At 51.1% G+C, this 3316-nt stretch carries 4 protein-coding genes; 3 read left to right on the top strand and 1 reads right to left on the bottom strand.

Translation table 11 applies throughout. The features are described from left to right. A partial coding sequence (locus tag NNN71_RS24125) for a YeaH/YhbH family protein (RefSeq protein ID WP_271459535.1) occupies positions 1-987 on the top strand: 987 nt, incomplete at its 5' end. Positions 988-1032: 45 nt separating this feature from the next. Here NNN71_RS24125 and NNN71_RS24120 read toward each other — a convergent pair. Next, the gene (locus NNN71_RS24120) at positions 1033-1962 is read right to left on the bottom strand and encodes a LysR family transcriptional regulator (RefSeq protein WP_223802442.1); all 930 of its coding nucleotides are present in this window, start codon (positions 1960-1962) and stop codon (positions 1033-1035) included. A gap of 110 nt (positions 1963-2072) precedes the next feature. Between NNN71_RS24120 and eamB the strand changes: the two genes are divergently transcribed. Together eamB and NNN71_RS24110 are read left to right on the top strand one after the other, a co-directional pair. Next, positions 2073-2657 (top strand): cysteine/O-acetylserine transporter, encoded by a 585-nt coding sequence (gene eamB, locus NNN71_RS24115; RefSeq protein ID WP_223802441.1) that lies wholly within the window; start codon positions 2073-2075, stop codon positions 2655-2657. 176 nt (positions 2658-2833) lie between these two features. Next, a partial coding sequence (locus NNN71_RS24110; RefSeq protein ID WP_271459534.1) for a GAPES1 domain-containing protein occupies positions 2834-3316 on the top strand: 483 nt, incomplete at its 3' end.

Raw genomic sequence — 3316 nt, 5'->3', positions numbered from 1 at the left:
AGCGGACAGGGCCAGGCCAGCGCCGACGGCGAAGGTCAGGACGAATTTGTGTTTCAGATTTCCAAAGATGAGTATCTGGATCTGCTGTTTGAGGATCTGGCGTTGCCCAATCTCAAACGGAATCAGCAGCGCCAGTTGACCGAGTTTAAAACCCACCGCGCGGGCTTCACCTCTAACGGCGTGCCCGCCAACATCAGCGTCGTGCGATCGCTGCAAAACTCCCTTGCCCGCCGTACCGCCATGACGGCCGGCAAGCGCCGCGAGCTGCACGCGCTGGAAGCCACCCTGGATGAAGTGGCGAAAAGCGAGCCAGCGCAGCTGCTGGAAGAGGAGCGGTTACGCAAAGAAATTGCTGACCTGCGGGCGAAGATTGACCGTGTGCCGTTTATCGACACCTTTGACTTACGCTACAAAAACTACGAGAAACGGCCAGAGCCTTCCAGCCAGGCCGTGATGTTCTGCCTGATGGACGTCTCCGGTTCGATGGATCAGTCCACCAAAGACATGGCGAAACGCTTTTATATCCTGCTCTATCTGTTCCTGAGCAGAACCTATAAAAACGTCGAAGTGGTCTACATTCGTCACCACACCCAGGCCAAAGAGGTGGATGAGCATGAGTTCTTCTACTCTCAGGAAACGGGCGGCACCATCGTCTCCAGCGCGCTGAAGCTGATGGATGAGGTGGTGAAAGCGCGCTACGACCCGGCGCAGTGGAATATCTACGCGGCGCAGGCGTCGGATGGCGATAACTGGGCAGATGACTCACCGCTGTGCCACGAAATTCTGGCGAAGAAAATTCTGCCAGTGGTGCGCTACTACAGCTATATCGAAATCACCCGTCGGGCCCATCAGACCCTGTGGCGTGAGTACGAGCACCTGCAGCAGACGTTTGATAACTTTGCCATTCAGCACATCCGCGATCAGGAGGATATTTACCCGGTGTTCCGCGAGCTGTTCCATAAGCAGGGCAACACCATCAAGGATTAATAAAAAAATCAGCCAGTTAACTTGTTTTCTGGCTGATTTCTTTACCTATGACGTGACGTCAAGATGGGGAGATAATTCCCCCAGGCATTCAGATTCCGCCTCCCCTAAACACTGTCGCATGCAGTCAATGAATATCTCCATCGCGGGACTCAGGGTTCTGTCGGCGTGATAGGCGCAAAGTGCCGTTATCGTCATCGGCATTGCGGAAAAAGGAAGCGTTATCAATTCACCGGATTCCAGTTCCCGCAATACGCTGAAAAGTGGCAGAAATGAGATGCCCAGATTGCTGGCCACGCAGCGTTTAATGCTCTCAATACTCCACAGCTCAATCGTGTTGTCTAACGTAATCTTTCTTTCGCGGAGCGTCGATTCGAAGAGTTGCCTGAAAACGCACTGCGGTTCATTGATAATGAAGCTGAGCGGAATATGCTGATTCTTTCTCGTGAAATCAACGCCCTGCAGCTCTGGGGATGCCACCAGTACCAATTCCTGTTGGCCAAAATATTCCTTGTGCAACGCCTCATCATGACCCACGCGGTAAAAGACGCCCAGATCCGTATTATCGTTGAGCAGCGCGTCCCGAATGGCATAACAGTTTACCGACTGAAGAGAAAGACGCACTTTTGGCGCTTTAATCCTCAGCAGTTTCAGAACCTCAGGCATTTTGTAGGCGAGTAAGGTTTCCCCAACCATCACCCGAAGGTCCCCAGCGATCTCTTCCTCGCGATCGGCGATCTGCCGAATCCCCTCCAGCACACGCGTCAGTTCTCTTACCTTCGGCAGCAGTAATTTCCCCGCAGGCGTGAGAACCATTCGACGCCCCACTTTCTCAAACACCGAGTATGACAGCTCCTGTTCCAGCTGTTGGATCTGAAAAGTGACGGTAGATTGCGTGCAGCATAGCTTGCGCGCGGCCTGAGCAAACGACCCTTCTTCAACAACCGTTTTAAAGGTGATGAAACGACGCAAATCCATAGATTCCTCTCACGCAAAACATCGAAATATTGAAAGTCTGGAATTTAAAACATTCGCTTTTTTGAATGTTTTTACGCGGCTAATATGCAGCAGAAACAAGGAGAATACAATTGACCACTCTCATCATCAGCAGCTTTTTAACCTATACCCTCATTACCGCCCTGACGCCCGGGCCTAACAATATCCTCGCGTTAAGTTCGGTCAATCAGCATGGTTTACGCCGTAGTGTTCGCGTCCTCGCCGGCATGAGCGCTGGCTTTCTGGTGCTGATGCTCCTTTGCGGTCTGTTTACCTATGCGCTGATCAGCGTGATGCCATCCGTCACCCGATGGCTGGTGTGGATAGGTGCCGCGTATATACTCTGGCTGGCATGGAAAATAGCGACCAGCTCATCCACAGCAGAAGCCAATACGCAGCCTTTGGGCTTTTGGCTCAGTTTTGGCCTGCAGTTTGCCAACGTGAAGATTATTCTATATGGCATTACGGCGCTGTCTGCGTTCGTATTACCCTACACGCAGGATATGTTCTGGGTCATCGCTGTCAGCGTGCTGCTGGCAGTGATTGGCAGTCTGGGGAATCTGATCTGGGCGCTGGCTGGTCATCTATTCCAGTCATTGTTTCGCCGGCATGGTCGGAGTGTGAATATCATCCTGGCGCTGCTGCTGGTGTATTGTGCCATCAGGATGTTTTTCTGACCTCTCGTGCAAAACGTGACGAGGAATGCGGAATAAAAGGAGATAAATCAGCAGCCTCGTCACAGGTCGTCCTCATCCAATATTTGTAATACATTCTCATCGCTAATGCTTCACTAGTGATAGCGCCCCGCACATGGTAAAATTTCCCATTACACGGAAGAACATATAATTTCGCCATGAAACTGCAAAACAAAATACTCCGCTTCGTGATTTCATCCGGCGTGGTAATACTGACATCCTCATTTCTGATCTATGAGTTGATCTCAAGTCATCGGGATATGACGGATTATATGCGATATATCATAGACAAAGGAGAATCGGCCTTTCTCTATGATAAATATCAGAACCAGCTGATTATATCGCAACTCTCGCGAAAGATGGATGAAGCCCCTACCGTTGATGCGGCCACGAGAGCTTGTGACAGCGTGCAGCGCCTGGGCGATGTTGTCGGTCTGAACATTGACGGCCACAGCTACTCACCGCTCAAGGGTTCATTAACTGCGGGCAAAACGCCCTGCTCGCAGTGGGTCCAGGACCTCCCTATGCTTGAGGCGTTTGATAGCGCAATTACCAACGATATTGTCTGGAATCCCCTACTGCCTGACGATCTCAGACCGGAAAAGCGTTTTCGCTATTATATTGATTTGGTGAATCAATAT

Source organism: Kluyvera sp. Awk 3, from assembly GCF_028069715.1.
Lineage (GTDB): Bacteria > Pseudomonadota > Gammaproteobacteria > Enterobacterales > Enterobacteriaceae > Kluyvera > Kluyvera georgiana_A.
Note: the sequence above shows the minus strand (reverse complement) of the source record. Positions and strands in the feature narration are given on the sequence as shown.